This window comes from Algoriphagus resistens, from assembly GCF_001442615.1.
Taxonomy (GTDB): domain Bacteria; phylum Bacteroidota; class Bacteroidia; order Cytophagales; family Cyclobacteriaceae; genus Algoriphagus; species Algoriphagus resistens.
This window is the reverse complement of record NZ_LMXN01000002.1, coordinates 444,568-459,571: the sequence shown is the minus strand read 5'-3', so window position 1 is coordinate 459,571 and position 15,004 is coordinate 444,568. Positions and strand designations below refer to the sequence as shown.

13 protein-coding genes are annotated in these 15,004 nt (G+C 41.3%); 4 read left to right on the top strand and 9 right to left on the bottom strand.

Annotation, left to right across the window (positions count from 1 at the left end; translation table 11 throughout):
• Window positions 1–70: 70 nt before the first annotated feature.
• The 3 genes from argS to AS141_RS05235 all read right to left on the bottom strand — a co-directional run bounded on the left by argS (window position 71) and on the right by AS141_RS05235 (window position 3,149).
• Window positions 71–1,861, bottom strand: a complete 1,791-nt coding sequence (gene argS, locus AS141_RS05240) for an arginine--tRNA ligase (protein ID WP_057936569.1) — start codon at window positions 1,859–1,861, stop codon at window positions 71–73.
• A 100-nt stretch (window positions 1,862–1,961) separates the two neighbouring features.
• Window positions 1,962–2,138 carry a GxxExxY protein gene (locus AS141_RS27355; protein ID WP_082632186.1) on the bottom strand — a complete coding sequence of 59 codons (177 nt, stop codon included), beginning with the start codon at window positions 2,136–2,138 and terminating at the stop codon, window positions 1,962–1,964.
• A 60-nt stretch (window positions 2,139–2,198) separates the two neighbouring features.
• Window positions 2,199–3,149, bottom strand: a complete 951-nt coding sequence (locus AS141_RS05235) for an arginase (RefSeq protein ID WP_057936568.1) — start codon at window positions 3,147–3,149, stop codon at window positions 2,199–2,201.
• Between the two features lie 293 nt (window positions 3,150–3,442).
• Here AS141_RS05235 and AS141_RS05230 point away from each other — a divergent pair, with 293 nt between their 5' ends.
• The 4 genes from AS141_RS05230 to AS141_RS05215 all read left to right on the top strand — a co-directional run bounded on the left by AS141_RS05230 (window position 3,443) and on the right by AS141_RS05215 (window position 9,657).
• Complete coding sequence (locus AS141_RS05230) at window positions 3,443–4,591, top strand: methionine aminotransferase (RefSeq protein WP_057936567.1); 1,149 nt, start codon at window positions 3,443–3,445, stop codon at window positions 4,589–4,591.
• A gap of 122 nt (window positions 4,592–4,713) precedes the next feature.
• Window positions 4,714–5,136 (top strand): hypothetical protein, encoded by a 423-nt coding sequence (locus tag AS141_RS05225; RefSeq protein ID WP_057936566.1) that lies wholly within the window; start codon window positions 4,714–4,716, stop codon window positions 5,134–5,136.
• Between the two features lie 129 nt (window positions 5,137–5,265).
• A complete protein-coding gene (locus AS141_RS05220) occupies window positions 5,266–6,654 on the top strand; it encodes an arginine decarboxylase (RefSeq protein WP_057936565.1) in 1,389 nt (462 codons plus the stop codon).
• A 222-nt stretch (window positions 6,655–6,876) separates the two neighbouring features.
• The gene (locus AS141_RS05215) at window positions 6,877–9,657 is read left to right on the top strand and encodes a carboxypeptidase-like regulatory domain-containing protein (protein WP_082632185.1); all 2,781 of its coding nucleotides are present in this window, start codon (window positions 6,877–6,879) and stop codon (window positions 9,655–9,657) included.
• 6 nt (window positions 9,658–9,663) lie between these two features.
• Here AS141_RS05215 and AS141_RS05210 read toward each other — a convergent pair whose 3' ends face one another.
• From AS141_RS05210 to AS141_RS05185, 6 genes are all read right to left on the bottom strand, one after another.
• Window positions 9,664–10,233: a mycothiol transferase gene (locus AS141_RS05210; protein WP_057936563.1), complete on the bottom strand. Its 570-nt coding sequence runs from the start codon at window positions 10,231–10,233 to the stop codon at window positions 9,664–9,666.
• A gap of 68 nt (window positions 10,234–10,301) precedes the next feature.
• Window positions 10,302–10,643, bottom strand: coding sequence for an L-rhamnose mutarotase (locus AS141_RS05205; protein ID WP_057936562.1), 342 nt, complete (start codon window positions 10,641–10,643; stop codon window positions 10,302–10,304).
• A gap of 94 nt (window positions 10,644–10,737) precedes the next feature.
• A complete protein-coding gene (locus tag AS141_RS05200; protein WP_057936561.1) occupies window positions 10,738–11,553 on the bottom strand; it encodes a sugar phosphate isomerase/epimerase family protein in 816 nt (271 codons plus the stop codon).
• Window position 11,554: 1 nt separating this feature from the next.
• Window positions 11,555–12,577, bottom strand: coding sequence for a zinc-binding alcohol dehydrogenase family protein (locus tag AS141_RS05195; RefSeq protein ID WP_057936560.1), 1,023 nt, complete (start codon window positions 12,575–12,577; stop codon window positions 11,555–11,557).
• A 185-nt stretch (window positions 12,578–12,762) separates the two neighbouring features.
• Window positions 12,763–13,695: an aldo/keto reductase gene (locus AS141_RS05190; protein WP_057936559.1), complete on the bottom strand. Its 933-nt coding sequence runs from the start codon at window positions 13,693–13,695 to the stop codon at window positions 12,763–12,765.
• Window positions 13,696–13,786: 91 nt separating this feature from the next.
• Window positions 13,787–14,869 (bottom strand): serine hydrolase domain-containing protein, encoded by a 1,083-nt coding sequence (locus tag AS141_RS05185; RefSeq protein ID WP_057936558.1) that lies wholly within the window; start codon window positions 14,867–14,869, stop codon window positions 13,787–13,789.
• Between the last annotated feature and the right edge of the window lie 135 nt (window positions 14,870–15,004).

The following is a 15,004-nucleotide window of genomic DNA, read 5'->3' as shown; positions in this document are numbered from 1 at the left end:
GCCATATGGAATCTCGCATGGCGAATAATCATCCTGGTGTGTGACGTTTTCGCCATGCTTGATTTCATACTTACATTCGTTCAGGTACAGCAATTCCGAGTAGTTGCATTCCCTTTTTAAGCGTTTTCGCAGTATGGGCAGAAAGAGCTACGCGGAAAGATAGAACGGTTTGATCATTTTCCAGAAATATAGGAAGATCCGCATAGAATCTATTGTATTCTTTGGCCAAATCAAAAAGGTATTGTGCTAAAATAGCAGGGGAATAATCCAACCCAGCTTGAGATATTCTCTTTTCAAACTCATTGAGCAAGTAAATTAGGCTGGATTCTGATTCCTCTATCTTAGAGAGCGTAGAGAAATCTACCTGCTTATAATCTACTCCAATCTGCTCAGCTTTTCGCAGAATAGAAGCAATCCTTGCATGGGAATATTGTATAAATGGCCCCGTATTTCCCTGGAATTCGATTGATTCCTGAGGATTGAAAAGCATGCGTTTTTTGGGGTCTACTTTCAACAAAAAGTATTTCAATGCCCCCATGCCAAGTGTTTCATAGAGCTCTGTAGCCTGTTTTTCATTAAAGCCATCGATTTTTCCAAGTTCTTTCGTATGCTGGGCAGCAGTGTCTATCATCTCTTGCATCAGGTCATCCGCATCTACAACAGTTCCCTCACGGGATTTCATTTTGCCTGAAGGCAGATCTACCATGCCATAGGATAAATGATATAGCCCTTCACCATAAGGTCTGCCTAATTTGCGCATGATCTTAAACAAGACATCGAAGTGATAATCCTGTTCATTTCCAACTACGTATACAGATTTACTTATCCCAAAATCAGTGTACTTCAAATCTGCAGTTCCCATATCCTGAGTGATGTACACGGAGGTACCGTCACCACGGAGAACGAGCTTCTCATCCAGTCCCTCATCTGTCAAATCCACCCAAACTGAGCCATTTTCTTTCCTGAAGAAAACTCCCTTGTCCAGACCTTCAGCGACAATGTCCTTTCCCAATAGATAGGTTTCGGATTCGTAGTAATATTTATCAAAATTTACACCCATTCGCTGATAGGTCTTTTCAAATCCTGCGTAGACCCAGGTATTCATTTGCTTCCACAAAGAGACTACTTCCTGATCATTTGCTTCCCATTTGCGAAGCATATCCTGGGCTTCAATCAGCAAACGGGCATTCTTTTTAGCTTCGTCCTCGGATTGTCCTTTTTCTTTAAGCTCAGCGATTTGCTTTTTGTACTCCTGATCAAAAATTACATAATATTTGCCTGCCAGGTGATCTCCCTTCAATCCGGAAGATTCCGGAGTTTCTCCATTTCCAAAGTGCTGGTATGCCACCATGGATTTACAGATGTGGATTCCCCGGTCATTGACAAGATTTGCTTTGATCACTTCGTAGCCATTTGCTTCCAGGATGTTAGCGACGGAAAAACCCAAAAAGTTGTTTCTTAAATGACCTAAATGAAGTGGTTTGTTGGTGTTTGGGGAGGAATATTCCACCATTACTTTCTGACCGTTGGCAGGGAGCTGGCCCAGGTTTTCGTTGGCGAAAAGCTTTTGGAATATGTCCACCCAGATCAGGTTGTTGAGTTCCAGGTTTAGAAAACCTTTGACCACATTGAAATTAGCTACTTCAGCTACATTTTCTTTGAGATACTCACCGATCAGACTAGCTGTAGCTTCCGGGGTCGCCCTGGATACCTTCAGGTAAGGGAATACAACAAATGTATAGGTTCCTTCAAACTCTTTCCGTGTAGGAGCAAGGCTGATCTGCTCCATCGGCAGATCATGGTTGAAGATATTCTGGAAGGCAAGCTGAATGCCGCTGAGTATTGATTCTTGTATAGTCATATTTTTCTAACCGCTGTGGGCACAAAAGGTAATGCAGAGGCCGCACTTGATTTATTGTATGTTATTCTATTTAAACTTTGGGGTATGTATGGGCAATCCTTTATATTCCATAGTTAAGGAGGGAAACATCAAAGTTTCTGAGCAGACCCAAGTTGAAGTTTCCAGGTTTTACATAGTTAAGACCCTGGAAAACGTGAGTACAATTCAATGTTTCCACCGATTTTAATTCCAAAACTAATTTTCTTTCCACTAATAATCTCAATAAAGCAACCCACATCTTAATTTATATCATCCATTATGAGCGCTTTTTTTTCTACCGCGGGCCCGATAAATATCATTAAAAATTATCCACCAGGCTTTTTACAGTTGCTTCAAGGATTTCGAAAGCATTTTCGGCCATTACATTCTCGGAATCAAGTGTCGGGTTAACTTCCACGATTTCCCAGCAGCAGACACGTTTGTCCTGGATAAGTTTGACATTTAATTCTATTGCCTCCTGCACAGTCAATCCATCGGGAACAGGGGTGCCCGTACCTACGGAAATTGAGCTATCCAAGCTGTCCACATCGAATGAAATATAGATTTGATCGCAATCCTTAAGCACTTCTAAGGTTTCAGCGGCGATTTGTTCTATTCCCCTTGAGCGAACTTCCTGGGTACTGAAGTTTTTGATTCCGTAATTTTTTATCAAATGATCCTCTGGCGATTCTGTGTCCCGAACAGTGATGAAAACTATATCACCTGGGACGATCTTCGGGAAGTCACCACCGATGGTCTTTATCTTTTTCCAGATAGCTAAGGTGTCCTCAGACGGTTCATTGACCTGGCAATCGATATTATCTAGCTGGGCAACCATTGCAAGTGGCATACCATGCATATTTCCCGAAGGGGTAGTGAAAGGCGTGTGCAAATCAGCATGGGCATCAATCCAGATCACTCCTAGTCGCTTGTCTGGATCGGCTGCTTTGATTCCCATGATAGTTCCCGCAGCGGTACTATGATCCCCTGCCAAAACGATTGGGAATTTCTTTTCCATTCTCAGCGATTCAATGGTAGAATAGACATTTTGCAATACCTGATAAACCCCATCAATGTATTTTGCATGCGGAAAGTTATTTCCTTTCCAGAGGTAACTATTTGCATCGGGTACATTGATCGGGTCAAACTGAGTGAAGAAGTCCGATTTCTTATCTAAGCTGGCAATCTTCAGCGCATCTACTCCCATACTGGCTCCCCGGGTGCCTGCAGCTATTTCTGAACGTACTTCTACTAGTTTAATATCGCGCATTCTTCGGTGGATTTTAAAGTTATATTGGGTGGATTAGCAAGGCAAAAGTAGTTAAAAATGGCAAAAATTCATCTGGCTTAAATCTCCAGACCTGTGCCAATCGTATTGCAGTTTTCTTACTACCCTAAAAAAACCAGAATATAACTATTGTAAGAGCAGACTGGAAACTGCATTGTACCGGGTCCATGTTGAGGGACCCAAACCAAAGATTCGGATTTTAGATTCCTGTTTGCAGGGAACCCTACTTTTACTACCTGCGCTATTTTTTATGTCAAAATCAATAGTTTTGAACTATGGTTATTTCATCAAAACTTCCCAAAGTAGGTACTACGATTTTCACAGTTATGTCAAAGCTTGCAAGTGATTGCGGGGCGATTAATCTGTCTCAGGGCTTTCCCGGATTTGACTGTGACCCTTTGTTGCTGGAGCTGGTGAATAAGTACATGAAAGCTGGTTTTAATCAATATGCCCCGATGAGTGGGGTTCCGGTTTTGCGAGAGCGGATAGCAGAGAAAACGAAGCTGGTCCATGGTGTTGACTTAGATTCAGAATCTGAGGTAACTGTTGTCTCGGGAGCCACGGAGGCATTGTATGCTGCAGTGGCAGCAGTTGTAAGGAAAGGGGATGAAGTTATTCTTTTTGATCCTGCCTATGATTGCTATGCCCCTGCGGTAGAGCTGAATGGGGGGATTCCGGTTTTTGTCGCCCTGAGTCTGCCGGACTTTTCAATGAATTGGGAAAAGGTTAAAGCTGCTATTTCTAAGAAGACGCGGTTGATCATGGTCAACACGCCTCATAATCCAAGTGGATACGTGTGGACTCAGCAGGATCTTGATAGCTTGGCTGAATTGGTCCAGGACACTGATATTTTGATAGTGAGTGATGAAGTGTATGAACATATCACCTTTGATGGGAGAGTGCACCTTTCTCTTTTAACTCACCCACTGCTGAAAGAAAGAACTTTTGTATGTGGTTCTTTCGGGAAAACTTTCCACGTGACTGGGTGGAAGATTGGGTATTGTTTGGCTCCTGCATACCTGAGCGCGGAATTCCGAAAAATCCATCAATTTTTAACATTCAGCACGGCGACCCCTCTGCAATATGCTTTGGCTGAATACCTGTCAGAACCTACAAGGTATTTTTGCTTGCCAGATTTTTACCAGAAGAAGAGAGATTTGTTCTGTGAAGGATTGAGCAAAACGCCTTTCAAATTTACCCCTGCTCAAGGAAGTTTCTTTCAGATGGTATCCTACGGACATCTTACCCGGGAATCGGATTATGACTTGTCGGTGCGGTTAACCAAGAAAATTGGCGTAGCAAGCATTCCTGTTTCGGTTTTCTTTTCTGATAAAATAGATCACAAAATACTTAGGTTTTGCTTTGCAAAGGACGATTCAGAGCTGAACGTGGCCTTGGATAGTTTAGTAGAAATGAAATTATAGTAGTGGGATGATAGCTCCCTAGAATAGATTTTCTCAAAAACCCTATAAAAATTATAGGGAATATAGGAATATACTAAAAACAAGACTATATTTGTTCTGTTATTAATTTAAAACGCACACCTATGAGCGCATTACCACAAACAAAATCCTCATCATTGGATCAGGTTTTTAGTTCAGCCAATGGCTTCTCGAAAGTTTCGGTCAATCAGCAGGAAATCGTAAAGATCATCCATAAGAAATCCGGTATGGTTATGCAGGGAATGTGTCAGTTTGAAGAGGGGTTTGAAGGGCTATATCCGCTTTTCAGAGGATTGAGCGAAGCAGGGAAACCAAAAAATTTATCCTTGAGATTTTCAGCAGCCGATAAGACCGCTTATTTCCACTATCCTCAGGCAAACCACCAGGATGTATCTCTTTTCTTTGCAGAATTGATTTTGCTCCTTCAAAAGGAAGTGAAATTCAAGAACGTATTAAAAGAAGTAATCATCAACAGGAACCATTTCAAAGCAGAGCAGTACCTGCTTCAAAATTCAATGATGGATTGATTGATAAATTAAGAAATCATTACAATTAACTAATATTGGGACAGTCCTTGCGGATTTGTCCCTTTTTCGTTTGAATTACCCTGAGAAAAAGCAATTTTTGCATGGCTTTAACACCAATTATCCTTGCTGATGAATACCTATAAAGATCTGATAGAGCAGACATTTGATTTTCCTACCAAAGAATTTAAAGTAGAAAATAATGAACTGCTCTTCAATGGAGTGAATATGATGGAGATCATTGATACCTATGGAACTCCTCTAAAGCTTACCTACCTGCCTAAAATCTCTGAAAGTATTCAAAATGCCAAGACGTACTTTAAGAACGCGATGGAGCAGCATGATTATAAAGGAAAGTATACGTATTGTTATTGTACCAAATCTTCACATTTTAGTTTTGTGCTCAATGAAGCTCTGAAGAATGATATTCATATAGAGACTTCATCCACCTTTGATATTCCGTTGGTGAGAAGCTTATATGCTGAAGGCAAAATCACCAAGGATACTTTTATCGTCTGCAATGGCTTCAAGCGGGAATTGTATAAGGAATACATTACGGGATTGCTCAATGACGGTTTTGTGAACTGTGTACCGATTTTGGATAATCTGACCGAGATAGATTACTATCTGGAGCATGTGAAAGTACCATTTCAGGTTGGGATCAGGATTGCAGCTGACGAGGAGCCGAAGTTTGGTTTTTATACCTCTAGGTTAGGAGTGAGATATAATGATATTATCAAGCTTTATGAAGATAAGATTAAGGATAATCCGAATGTAAGTCTGAAAATGCTGCATTTCTTTATCAATTCCGGCATAAAGGATACAGCTTATTACTGGTCTGAATTGACCCGTTTTATCCAGAAATATGTGGATTTGAAAAAAGTTGCCCCTACACTGGATACTATGGACATTGGGGGGGGATGGCCAATCAAGACCAATGTCTTCTTTGATTACGATTACCAGTATATGACTGAGCAAATTGTAAAAAACATCAAATGGATGTGTGGCAAAAACAACACTGATGAGCCGAATATTTTTACTGAATTTGGAAGCTATACTGTGGGAGAAAGTGGTGCCGTCCTTTATTCTGTCTTGGAAGAAAAACTCCAAAATGATAAGGAGCTTTGGTATATGATCGATGGATCATTTATTACCCAATTGCCGGATAGCTGGGGGCTGAACCAGAAATACATCATGCTTGCTGTGAACAATTGGGGTGAGGAGTATCATAATATCAACCTCGGCGGCCTGACCTGCGACAGCATGGATTACTATAACTCAGAAGCTCACCAGTTTAATATTTATCTCCCCAAGACACAGGAAAGGAAAGTTCAATACTTAGGTTTTTTTCATACCGGAGCCTATCAGGAATCTCTCGGTGGATATGGAGGAATCCAACATTGCCTCATCCCTGCACCTAAGCATGTGCTTATTGACCGGGATGAGGACGGTAAGATTACCCACCGGTTGTTTTCCGAAGATCAATCGGAAGAAAGTATGTTGAAGATCCTTGGATATTAAAATCAGAAACCGCTCTAAAAAGGAGCGGTTTTTTTATGATTGCTGGGAAGCCGGGGTTTTTTCAAGGCACGTAAAGCAGCATCGGACTTCTTTTCAGGAAGCTGGACTGATTTGATTCCTCACGCGAAGGAAAACTATAACTTTTGTGAAAATGAATTAAATCAGAATAAGATTTTTCAAGCCGACCTGCTATCTTAAAAGGCTAAACCCAATCTAAGCCAAATGAATCTACTTTTTTCACAGCTAAGGTGTGCGTTATTGGCGGTTGCTTTACTGTCAAGTTTTTTTTCAAATGGCCAAATCATCTCCGGGACGGTAAAAAATGCAAAGACGGGTGACCCACTGCCTTTTGCTAATGTTTTCATCAACAATACTACGCTGGGAAGTACCACGGATGATAAAGGCAATTTTTTCATTGGTGGGAGTTTACCCAGGGTTGTAGAGTTGGTAGCTTCCTATGTTGGGTTTGAGACGGCTACCAGATCACTCAATATCAGCGTTTCTGGTGCTAAAAAAGTGGATTTTAGTCTTAAACCCTTTGAGTCTATACTCAGTGAGGTGCAGTTAAAAAGCCGCAGGGATAAAAAATGGGAGCGGGATTTACGAAGGTTCAAGGAGGTTTTCTTGGCTCTTCCTGATGATCCTTTTGCTTCTCAGCTTGAGATTAAGAATCCCTGGGTTTTGGATTTCGAAACGGTAAAAGTAAGCGGACCCAACTACGTTCATGCCACTGCCCAGGAGCCTTTGCAGCTAGTAAACAATGCTTTGGGTTATAATGTGACTTATTATTTAAAGGATTATCGTTTTTACCACCACCGCTCCAGTTACCTAGGTTTTGTGTTTTTTGACGCTCAGGAATTAACTGATTCTGTTGAACTCGCCAAAGTAGAGAGAAACCAGGTGAGTAGTTATATGGGGTCAATTAGACATTTGTTAAAATCAGTTTTGTTGGCAAAGGTACATGAAGAAGGTTTCCAGATTTTCGAATTACTTCCCGTTGATAATTTTAGGGTACGTACAAATGTATTTTCCGAGGAAATCGACAAATCTATAAAGCAGGTATTTACCGATTCAATTCAAAGAATACCCTTGGAAAATGGGAATTACAGAATCATATGGCCTTTTGATGCTGAAATTCATTACAGTGGGAAGTTCTGGATAAATGATTATTATTCAGATGTTTATTCCCCCGTTAGCTGGGTTTCTGCGCCTCTAGGCTATTTTGATATCGATCGAAGTGGTGTTCCAGTTGTTCCTTCGCAGGTTGTTTTGTCTGGATACATAGGAAGGCAGCGGATGGGGAGGTTTTTGCCGCATGATTATGTGCCATCAGAGAATTTTAATAGGTATAGTTATTTGGCAGAAGTTGATAGCTCCCTGATGAGATTTTCCCAATGGAACAATCTTCGGGAGAAACCCTACTTCAGTACAAACAAGCCTTATTACTATCCAGGAGAGACTGTTTGGTTAGGTGGTCAAATGCTCTATCAAAATGATATCATGTCTGATACGCTGAGTAGAGTTATGTATGTTGACCTGATGGATAAAGACTCAAAAGCCATTCAGTATGAAGTTTTTCCCATCAAAGAAGGTAAGATTGCAGGAGCCTTTGTTTTGCCAAATGAACTTAAATCAGGGGATTATTTCCTGCGGGCATACACGCAATGGATGCGTAATTATCCAGATCAGGATATTTTCCTTCGGGCACTTCCCGTTTTATCTAAAGAAGAAAATATTCGTTCTGCGGCAAGTTCTGATACAGATCTTTTCCGGGATCTGTCCATCACATTGACCGACTCCATAATTTCTAGCGATACCTTAAAAGAAATGGAATTTCAACTAGTGTTTCTCGATGAAACGGAAGAATTGACAGATGCGCAGTTTATAGTCTCCTTAACGGATGCTGATTTGGTTTCAACTGTCGCTGAACAGATGAGTATTTTGAATGCAATGGAATGGCTTGATGTAAAAGATCCACCAAAAAACATGACCCTTGGCAATCATCAAGTAGAATATGGGATCACGCTGGATGGGCAATTTAACAGAGGCAAGAAGCGGGATCCCTTAATTAATCCCATTACAATTGTAAGGGATAATTTGGCTGATTATGGGGTTGTAGAGACCGATTCTTCTGGATATTTTCGTGCTTCAGGTTTGTATTTCACAGATACGGCGACTATATCAATTGCAGCATTGGATTCGAAGCAAAGGCACTATGGATCAGTTAAATTAAATGAAAGGGAAAAACCCTATTTTAAAGGTTCATTTCCCAAACTTACCTATCAGATTTACCAAAGGGCGGATGGGGAAATGAGCTTTGATTACACTGATGACTATATGATGCTGGAGGAATTTGTGAAGGAAGATGTGAAAGTGGAAACTTTGGAAGAACGTAACTATGGCTATGGCGAACCTGACCGCGAGCTTGGTGAAGATAGGCTGGCTACCATTTCTCCTGAAGCCTTAGCTGGATATTTAGGGCTGAAAAGAGGTGGGAAAAGTATCGGCAATTATAATTTTGGCTTTAATGCATCCAACCCTTTATTAATTATAGACGGTGCTCAGTATCCTTTTTTATCTAATGAACAGTTTGATCTATTGATGAGCTCTTTTATTCCCGCGGAATTAGAATCCATTAAAGTTTACACCTTCAATTCGGCTTCATTTGGAATGGCCGGAGTGGGAGGGGTGATTATGATTACGACTAAAAAGGGAAACAGATTTAAAGCTATTGAACAAACAGCTTTTAACCCCTCCGAATTTCAGCAGTTTAAGATCCGTGGTTTTTCACCGGATATCCCTTTCCCAACCAGCAATGAAAGTGATCAGCCGATAGAAAGTAAACCAACGCTTTTCTGGGATGCAAATGCTGAAAGCGACAAAGGAGTTTATTCTTTTAAAGTAAAAATCCCCCAAGCTCTGAAACGTATGAATCTGCGGGTTGAGGGATTGACAAAGGACGGATTGGCATTTGAAAAGACTTTTGTAGTAGGTGTGGAATAGGTTTATTTACTTTGGTAACCTACTTCTAAGCATATTTATCTGTCCCATGTGATTGGCCTGATGCTCCATCACATGAAACCATGCCCAGTGATTGTCTGTTTGTCCGCCTTCTGCAAGAGCTGCAAACCATTTATCATCTTTGGTTTTGAGCGTATCTAAGGTCTTTTGACGTACCTGTGCCCAGATATCCAAGTAGTATTTAATTGGTTTTCCCACAAATTCAGTTCTTGCTTCATCTCCCAGTTTCAATGCGGTTTCCCATTTCACTTTTTCCTCTTCATTGAATCCTCTGCCTTCAAAAGTGTATGCTTGGTAATAAACTTCGGTCGCGGCAAGATGCATGATCATCGCCCCGATACGGTTTGCTTTATCATCAAGGAGAAAATCAGTTTGTTCTAGGTTGAGCTCTTGCGTACTGTGAATTATCCTGGCTCTGAGATTCTCCAGCATGGACACCATTGTTCCAATATCATGGTCGTAGCCTTTGGGAGGATTCATGGTGTTTTGACCAAACCCCAGACTGGAACTGAGTAAAAGCAAGGTGATTGCAAAAGAGATTTTTGTAAGATCTATCATTTGGGAAAAAGTTTGTGTACTGGCAAAATGAGTATAAAATAAGAAAATAAGTAATCAATTTTTGTTAATTACTCGCCCGATTTGAAAATTCTGTTCATCAGCACCCACTTTTCTCCAGGTTTTGCCCATGGAATTGGCTGCTGATATTTCCACATAAATTCTTCCCACTCGGCAATTTTTGGATTGGAGACGTCGAATTTAGCCTTCTCTTCGAAATCAAATTCATCTACCGTTTCCAGCAGCATAAACATGCGGTTTCCTGTCCGGAAAATCTCAATATTCAGAATTCCGGCATCGATGTCGTGTTGGGTTACTTCTGGCCAGGCTGCCCCGGGAGCGTGATGCTGTTCATATTCTCTGATAGATTCCTCCTTGTCAATAAGGTCAAGTGTTAGTGCGAAACGCTTCATTTTGTAGTATTACGTAAGTAGATGTTAGAAGAAAGATCCGGGTAACTCCAATTGGTTATTTGATGTTTTAGGATGGAGGTTCGAAAATCTCAAATCAAGTAAACCATTTTCTAAACTCCTTTATCGTCTGCTCGGCAGCTTTATAAGGGCTAGGGTAAGGGAAAGCTTCTGCTGAGACATAGCCATTGTAACGGATTGCCTTCAGCGCTTTTGCTATTTCCTTCATGGATGTATGACCTAAGCCCATTGGCCTTCTATTACTGTCTGCAAAGTGAACATGGCCGATGTAATTACCCCAGTTCAATATGCTTTCTTCCAAGTTCTCTTCCTCAATATTCATGTGAAATAGATCGGCAAGTAATTTTATTGAACTGGTTTCTAGTCTCTCTAAAAACTCTGACCCGGATTCAATGGTGTTGAGCAGGTTAGTTTCGTAGCGGTTGAGTGGTTCATAGATTAGGGTGACCCCTCTTGATTCTGCATGTTTTCCTAATTGATTCAAACCATCTGTTAACCAAAACATAGTTTCCTCCCTGTCATTTCCTGGGAGTATATTTCCCTGCATAGAACCAATAATAGCCGGTGCACCGAAAACAGCACCGAAGTCAATCATCTCGGAAATGAATGAAATAGCCTTTTTTCTAACCGCTGAATCAGGGTCAGTAAGCGTCAGGCTATGAATTACTTTTCCGGCTCCTGTTCCCACAGCAGCGAGTTCCAGGTTGTACTGAGCTAGAAGCCCTTTCAATTTTGGGATTTCAATTGCATGGGCAGAAGCTGTAAAAAGCTCGATCGCATCAAATCCAAGTTTGGAAGCTTCTACTATCCCAGCTTCCAGATTTTCCCAGAAGATCCACGGCCCGGACTTGATTTGAGGTACCAGAGCAATTGTTACACAGGATTTTATCATTTTACTTTTTGTCAAAATCAATCATAATTTTAATAATTCCCTGCTGATCTGTGGCCCAGTCAGCGAGTGCCTGTTCGGATTCCTCGATGGTCACCACTTTGCTGATTACTTCATTCACAGGAAATTTCCCCTGCTCCAGGTAGCTGATCACTTCAGGAAACTCTGTGGTGCAGTTTCTTGATCCCAAAATTTCTATTTCTTTTTGTACAAAAAGGGAAGTATTGAATTCCACCGGGGCTTTTGCATAACCTATACAAACTACCCTTCCTGTAAAGGCTACTTCTTCAACGGCTTGACGATAGGTGACCGGACTACCTACCGCTTCAATAACCACATCAGGACCGTCATTGGTAGTCATTTTCTGAAGGGTCTGGTGTAAATTCACCTGTTTTGGATTAATGGTATGTTTCACACCGATTTTCTTCGCAATCTCCAGCTTGGCATCATCCAGATCAATTGCAATTACTTCAGCTCCCTTTTCCACTGCTGCTGCAACGGCCCCCAGACCTACAATCCCACAGCCGATCACAGCGACACGATCCTGAGAAGTGACATTTGCACGGTTTACTGAGTGAAAACCAACAGTTAGCGGTTCTGCCAGAGCCAATTCCCGCAGGGATAATTTTTCTGAGGAAAATACATCCTGCCACGGCAAAGTGATGTATCGGCACATGGCTCCCGGACGACGCACACCCATCGTCTTATTTTCCTTGCAGGCATTTCGGGCACCTTTGCGGCAGGCGATACATTTGCCACAATTCAGATAAGGGTAAACGGTCACTTTCATGCCGGTTTTGATATCATCCGGAACATCATCACCCAATTCCTCAATCGTCCCACCAACTTCATGGCCTAGAATATTCGGATATTCCTGCAGTGGAAAAAGGCCGCGGTAACTATTCAGATCTCCACCGCAAAAGCCGACCATTCCAACTTTAAGGAGAACTTCTCCCGATTTTGGAGTTGGTTTTTCGACATCCCGGAGGGCTGTTTTACCGATATCTGTGAGAACTAATGCTTTCATGAGGTTTGAGTTTGTATTAAATTTTTCGTGAAGTACTCTATTTTTTTGGTGGCAGATTAGACAGCTTTAATTTGTCTCAAACTACTTGGTAACAAGTTTAGTTTTATACGTACGAAGCGATCATTTCTCTGCTTGGTCGTTCGCGGTGACGCTGCCAACAAGAAGCGGGCACTGCCATCTACCTACTAAATCTTGTTCTCAGGCTTGCCTTCATACCACATTTGGTTTTTGACAGGAGCTACCAACGTTTGGATTTCTTCCAGCAGTCCATCAGGAATTCTAAAATCAAGCACACTAACATTTTGTCTACTCGTGGCAAGATCACACATCCCTACGATAGTGGTTGTGATAGCTGGATGATCCAGCGCAAACCGTATGGCTACATCGCTGAGTTTTACGCTATATTCCGCGCATAGCTTAAGCAGCTCTGATTGCATTGCTTTCATGGCGGGTGGTGACCGATGCCACTCAGGCAATGCTGCATCTGAAAGAATACGCTGCATCAAAGGGGCAGCATTCATCAAGCCGAAGCCTTTTTCTTTGGAAAGGGGGACGAGTTCCCGATTGATTTCATCTTGTAGAAGATTATAATGTGCCCAGGATAACACCGAGTCAACGTCGATATTTCTAGTAATTTCTGCAAGATAATTTACAGGAAGTCCAGTGATGCCAATGAATCGTGCTTTTCCAGACTCTTTGAGTTTAACCAAGGTTGGCCAAGCTTCATTCAGGATTTGCTCTTTGTCCACAAATTCAATGTCATGAAGCTGAAGTAGATCTAAATAATCTGTTTTTAGTCTGCCAAGAGACTCCTCTACACTTTGCAATATCCGCTTTTGAGAAAAATCGAATTCCTTTAAATCGTAACGTCCACATTTTGTAGCCAAAATTACCTTATCACGCTTTCCTTCCAGCGCTTTACCCAGCCGCTTTTCGGCCAGAGTAAGTCCATAGAAAGGAGAAACATCGAAGAAATTAACACCATGATCAATTGCATAATGGACGGAACGGTATCCGTCTTTTTCGTCGGAAACACCAAAAACATCGCCCATGGGAGATGCTCCAAATCCAAGAATAGACAGCTCCAATCCTGTGTTTCCTAACTTTCTATATTCCATAAATCTAGTTATTGTTGGGGGGTAACTTTAACAAACCAATATATGGAGATTTTACGAAGAGGGAAATCCAGTTGGTACAGATGGAATGGTGTTATGGTTTTTCCATGATTATTTTTGCGATATCCCTTGCCAATTGAGTGGGAGAATTACAGTCGCAATTACTCAATCCTATCACATAAATATCTTCTTCAGGCAAATACACACCCATGGATTTGAATCCAAAAATGCTACCTCCATGCTCAAAGCTTAAGGCATCATTCAAATCGGAAATATGCCATCCATAGCCGTAGCTGATTTTTTCACCATTGTCTAAGGAGTAGTTCTCAAAAGCTTTCTTCGTGGTTTCCTCTTTGAGTAGCCTGTCCTTTTTTAGCGCTTCATTCCATTTGAGCATATCATCTACCGTGGACATGAGTGATCCGGATGAATAAGGTAAACTCAAGCTGATAAAGTTCTTATTTACATAGTTATCCTTTTGATGGTAACCGTATGCACGGTTTTCAATGACTTCCGAGTGGCTGGCATAGTGAGAGGAGTTCATTTCCAGTTTGTCGAAAATATTTTCTTGAATAAACTCAGCATATGATTTTCCTGAAAGAATCTCGACAATATATCCCAAGATCACATAACCTGAGTTATTGTATTTAAACTCTTCTCCCGGATCAAAATCCATTGGCTCATTCTTGAAAAAATCTATGAGTTCGACAGGAGTAAGATCTAGCCTTTCTATTTCCCGAAGTGCCTTCATACTGGTAAAACTTTTGATCCCGGAAGTGTGCGTTAGCAAGTGATGAATAGAAATGTTTTTTCCGTAAGTAGGGTAGTCCGGGATAAACTTAGTAATCTCATCATTGAGTTGAAGCTTGCCTTGCTCCATCAATAGCAAAATAGCTATTGCTGTAAACTGTTTGGTCATAGAGCCGATTTCAAAGACGTTCTCGGGTTTCATGGGGACATTAAGTTCCAGATTGGATTGTCCCAAGGCTTTTCTGTAAATGGGTTTCCCGGCTTTGGCGGCCAAGAATACCGCTCCCGGGCCTTCTGTAGAGAAGGTAGTTTCGAGCAAGGAATCGATCTTAGTTTCCAATGTCTGGGAATAGACGGTTTGGATGATTTGTGAATAGAGGCAAAAAGCTGCTATCAGCAATTTGCCTGGCAAGCTAAAGTTCTTCATGTGGGGAATTTGTTGTTTACCCTTGGATGCTAAAGCCTGTTATGGGGTTACAAAAGCAGGTTTGTTCGGTGGGTTTTGCTATAATTATCACCTCAATGAAGAGTAAATAATTATGGGTTTGGATAACCTATCGTG

Bases quoted from the DNA above. Each gene is read 5' to 3' on its own strand.
- AS141_RS05230 (WP_057936567.1), top strand. From the start codon at position 3,443: ATGGTTATTTCATCAAAACTTCCCAAAGTAGGTACTACGATTTTCACA.
- AS141_RS05185 (WP_057936558.1), bottom strand. From the start codon at position 14,869: ATGAAGAACTTTAGCTTGCCAGGCAAATTGCTGATAGCAGCTTTTTGC.
- AS141_RS05195 (WP_057936560.1), bottom strand. From the start codon at position 12,577: ATGAAAGCATTAGTTCTCACAGATATCGGTAAAACAGCCCTCCGGGAT.
- AS141_RS05190 (WP_057936559.1), bottom strand. From the start codon at position 13,695: ATGGAATATAGAAAGTTAGGAAACACAGGATTGGAGCTGTCTATTCTT.
- AS141_RS27355 (WP_082632186.1), bottom strand. From the start codon at position 2,138: ATGTGGGTTGCTTTATTGAGATTATTAGTGGAAAGAAAATTAGTTTTG.
- AS141_RS05235 (WP_057936568.1), bottom strand. From the start codon at position 3,149: ATGCGCGATATTAAACTAGTAGAAGTACGTTCAGAAATAGCTGCAGGC.
- AS141_RS05200 (WP_057936561.1), bottom strand. From the start codon at position 11,553: ATGATAAAATCCTGTGTAACAATTGCTCTGGTACCTCAAATCAAGTCC.
- AS141_RS05215 (WP_082632185.1), top strand. From the start codon at position 6,877: ATGAATCTACTTTTTTCACAGCTAAGGTGTGCGTTATTGGCGGTTGCT.
- AS141_RS05210 (WP_057936563.1), bottom strand. From the start codon at position 10,233: ATGATAGATCTTACAAAAATCTCTTTTGCAATCACCTTGCTTTTACTC.
- AS141_RS05205 (WP_057936562.1), bottom strand. From the start codon at position 10,643: ATGAAGCGTTTCGCACTAACACTTGACCTTATTGACAAGGAGGAATCT.
- argS (WP_057936569.1), bottom strand. From the start codon at position 1,861: ATGACTATACAAGAATCAATACTCAGCGGCATTCAGCTTGCCTTCCAG.
- AS141_RS05220 (WP_057936565.1), top strand. From the start codon at position 5,266: ATGAATACCTATAAAGATCTGATAGAGCAGACATTTGATTTTCCTACC.
- AS141_RS05225 (WP_057936566.1), top strand. From the start codon at position 4,714: ATGAGCGCATTACCACAAACAAAATCCTCATCATTGGATCAGGTTTTT.